At 64.9% G+C, this 3,289-nt stretch carries 2 protein-coding genes; both read left to right on the forward strand.

Features of this window, described 5'->3' with window-relative positions:
* The first annotated feature begins 538 nt into the window (after window positions 1-538).
* Entirely contained in the window at window positions 539-2,572 is a 2,034-nt protein-coding gene (locus tag ACFU8Q_RS40445) for an alkaline phosphatase family protein (protein WP_384464908.1), read from the forward strand.
* A gap of 265 nt (window positions 2,573-2,837) precedes the next feature.
* Window positions 2,838-3,218, forward strand: a complete 381-nt coding sequence (locus tag ACFU8Q_RS40450) for a hypothetical protein (RefSeq protein WP_384464911.1) — start codon at window positions 2,838-2,840, stop codon at window positions 3,216-3,218.
* Window positions 3,219-3,289: the final 71 nt, after the last annotated feature.

A 3,289-nucleotide genomic window follows, 5' to 3' on the forward strand; every position in this document is an offset into this window, starting at 1 on the left:
GCTCCCGATCCTGGTCAGCGCGGGCCAGATCTCTGGCGATGAGCTCGCCGCCAGCATCGGCCTCTTTAACACCAACTAACTCTCAGGGCACAACCCGTGGAGCGGTGCATTTACAGGTGGCTCACTGTCATGAAGGCGGTACGTCGCAGATGCAACACGCACCAATAATTCATCGACGGGCCCCGCAGTGTTCGGAGCGGTATCGGTGGCCCATACATCCGGCTGTGTTTGAGAAGTTCACCTTTGGTTTGAAGCGGTGGGAGTGAACGTCCCTACGCTGCTGACTGCCATGAATAGCTGCGACAGCACAACGGAAACGTCACCGTTTGCCTTTGCAGTGGTCTTCACCCGCGATGCCAGCGCGTGTGCTGTCGCTCTAACGCCCTAACAAGGAAGAACCAGCATGCGCATACCGCGCCCAAGCATCCGAGGCCTGATGGCCTCGGCCCTGCTCGCATGTATCGCCCTTCCGGGGGCCGTTTCCGCGGCCGCGGCGACCCCGGACGCCGCGCCTCCGGACGCCGTATCTTCGGTCGTCGTGGGTTCCCCTGAGGTTCCCAAGCCTGACCACGTGGTCATGGTGATGATGGAGAACAAGGGTTACGACGACATCCTCAACAACCCGTCCACCAGGCCTCAGGATCAGGTGCCGTACATCAAGTCCCTGGAGGCCCAGGGTGCGTCGTTCACCGAGTCGTACGGTATTACGCACCCGAGCCTGCCCAACTACTACGCGATGCTGTCCGCCTCGGACATCGTGAAGACCAGCGCCTTTCCCCCGCCGTCGTCCGTTGACACCGACAACCTGCCCAACCAGCTGGTGACCCACGGGTACAGCTTCGCGAACTACTCCGACCAGGCCAAGCCCATCCAGTGGCTCCGCTACAAGAACACGCCGGGTACCGCGGCCAACCCGAACCCGATGGACAAGCGGCAGCGGGACTTCCCGACCACGCCGGACGGGTTCGACAAGTTGCCCACCGTCTCCTTCTACTCGGGCAACGGCCAGCAGAGCATGCACGACGGGACCCTTGCTCAGGGCGACGCCTTCGTCAAGACCTTCGACTCGTACATCCAGTGGGCCAAGACGCACAACAGTTTGTTCGTGCTGACCTGGGACGAGGACGACTTCAGCCCGGTCAACCGCATCCCGACGATCATGGTCGGGCCGATGGCCAAGGCCGGCGAGTACAACGAGCACGTCAACCACTACAACGTGCTGAAGACGCTGCTGGACATGTACGGCCTGGACCACATCAACCACACGGCCGACCCGAACGTCTCGACGATCACAGACGCGTTCGACCTGTCGCAGACCCAGCGCCTGCAAGGCATGGCCGGGCGATGCCTGGAGAACCACCAGACCAACCCGGCGAAGCCAGGCAAGCTCGGCCTGTGGAACTGCGAAGAAGCTGACAACCAGCAGTGGATCAGGCACGCGGACGGCACGATCCACCAGTCCGACAAGTGCCTGACCGCCACCGCGGGCGGGAAGACCGGACTCGCCGACTGCGACGGCACCCCCGCGCAGACCTGGCAGCCCGGAACCGACGGTTCCCTGCTCAACCCGGCATCCGGCCGCTGCCTGACCGTCCCCGGCGCGAACGTCGCCAACGGAACCCCGGCGGAACTCCAGAACTGCGACGGCAAGCTCCACCAGAAGTGGTACGTGCCCAACTACCTCGCACCCCACCAGCTCACGCTCGACGCACCCTCGTCCATCCCGGCCGGTTCCACCGTCGCCATGACGACCACCTACACCAACAACACCAGTCCCGCGGTGCAGCAGAACGTCTCCTTCAACCTCGCGCTGCCCAAGGGCTGGACCGCGCAGGCGACCTCGCCCGCCACGTTCCCGAGCATCGGAATCAACCAGTCGGTGCAGACGACTTGGTCGGTGACTGTTCCCGAGAACTTCAAGCCGAACCCCTACAAGCTGTCCGCGCAGGCCACCTACCGGGGCGCGTATGGCACCGATATCGCGACCGCGGGCATCACGGTGCCCTACCCGCCGGGAGCCCTGTGGAACAACATCGGCATCAGCGACGACAACGACATGACCACGGCCGACCTGTACGGCAACGGCTATAGCCTGTCGGCGCAGGCCCTGGCCAGCAAGGGTCTCACCCCGGGTGCGACCGTCGCCCATGACGGTCTGAACTTCACCTGGCCGAACGCCGCCCCGGGAGACGCCGACAACACCATTGCCAGTGGCCAGACGATCCCCGTCACCGGATCAGGCGCAAAGCTCGGCTTCCTCTACATGTCGGTGGGCGGTGCAACCTCCGGTACCGGCACGATCACCTACACCGACGGCACCACCCAGTCCTACACCCTGTCCTACGCCGACTGGGTTGCGACGAGCCCGACCGCCGGCAGTGACATTCTCACCACCCTTCCGTACGTCAACTCCTCCACCGGCGGCCTGCGCACCTACACTCCGAACGTGTACGCAGTGACCGTGCCGCTGCAGGCGGGCAAGACCGTCGCGAGTGTGACGCTGCCCAACATCAGCGCTGGGATTGGGCTGCGCGTGCCTACCATGCACATCTTCTCAACCGCGATCGGCTGACCCACACCTCTGCTGAGTCAGCTCTCTCATGGCCGGCGCCGCTCTCTGCGGCGTCGGCCCACTTTTCGCTGTACAGACCCTTTCGGTGCCGGCCGGTCTGAGCACGTACGACCGTTGGTTTGAGGCCCGAGCCAGGGCCATGGCGCCCAAGGCGAAGAACGAAACCGATTTGCCCCTATCACCCTGACTTGCACTTTCGGGTAACTTGCTTCGGACTGACCTGCGATCTCTCGGTTTCGTGTCAGTGAATGGCGAGACTGGTGGTATGCCGAAGAAGAAGCATCGGCACGCCACCGGACGGGACGAGGAACCGCAGGACGTTGAGCCGGCCGGGATGTACGAGGCCGGTTCGGGTCTTTCGCCTTCCGCCTCGGGGGAGCTGACGGACGGTTCGGGATGCCGGTGGGCGAAGAAGCGCGGGCCGCTGGATCCGCGGCTGGTCAAACGCCTGGTCGGATCCGCGGACGAGATGATCGTCGGGGACGGCGCCGGGGAGGTGCTGCGGCCCGTCGCGCCCGAGGCCAGGCAGGCGGAGTGGGTGCGCATCAAGGACCGGCTGGACTCGCCGGACCTCGGCACCTTCCAGGGGTACGAGTTTCGTTCCGGGGAAGGCCGCACCCTGCTGTACGTCGAGGAGTTCTGCTGACCCGATGGCGGGCGGCCCGGGCACCCGCCCGGTCGCGCGGCAGGTCTCGTACACGCCCGTAGGGGCGGTCC

Origin of the sequence: Streptomyces sp. NPDC057543 (assembly GCF_042801895.1) — a bacterium.
Classification (GTDB): Bacteria; Actinomycetota; Actinomycetes; order Streptomycetales; family Streptomycetaceae; genus Streptomyces.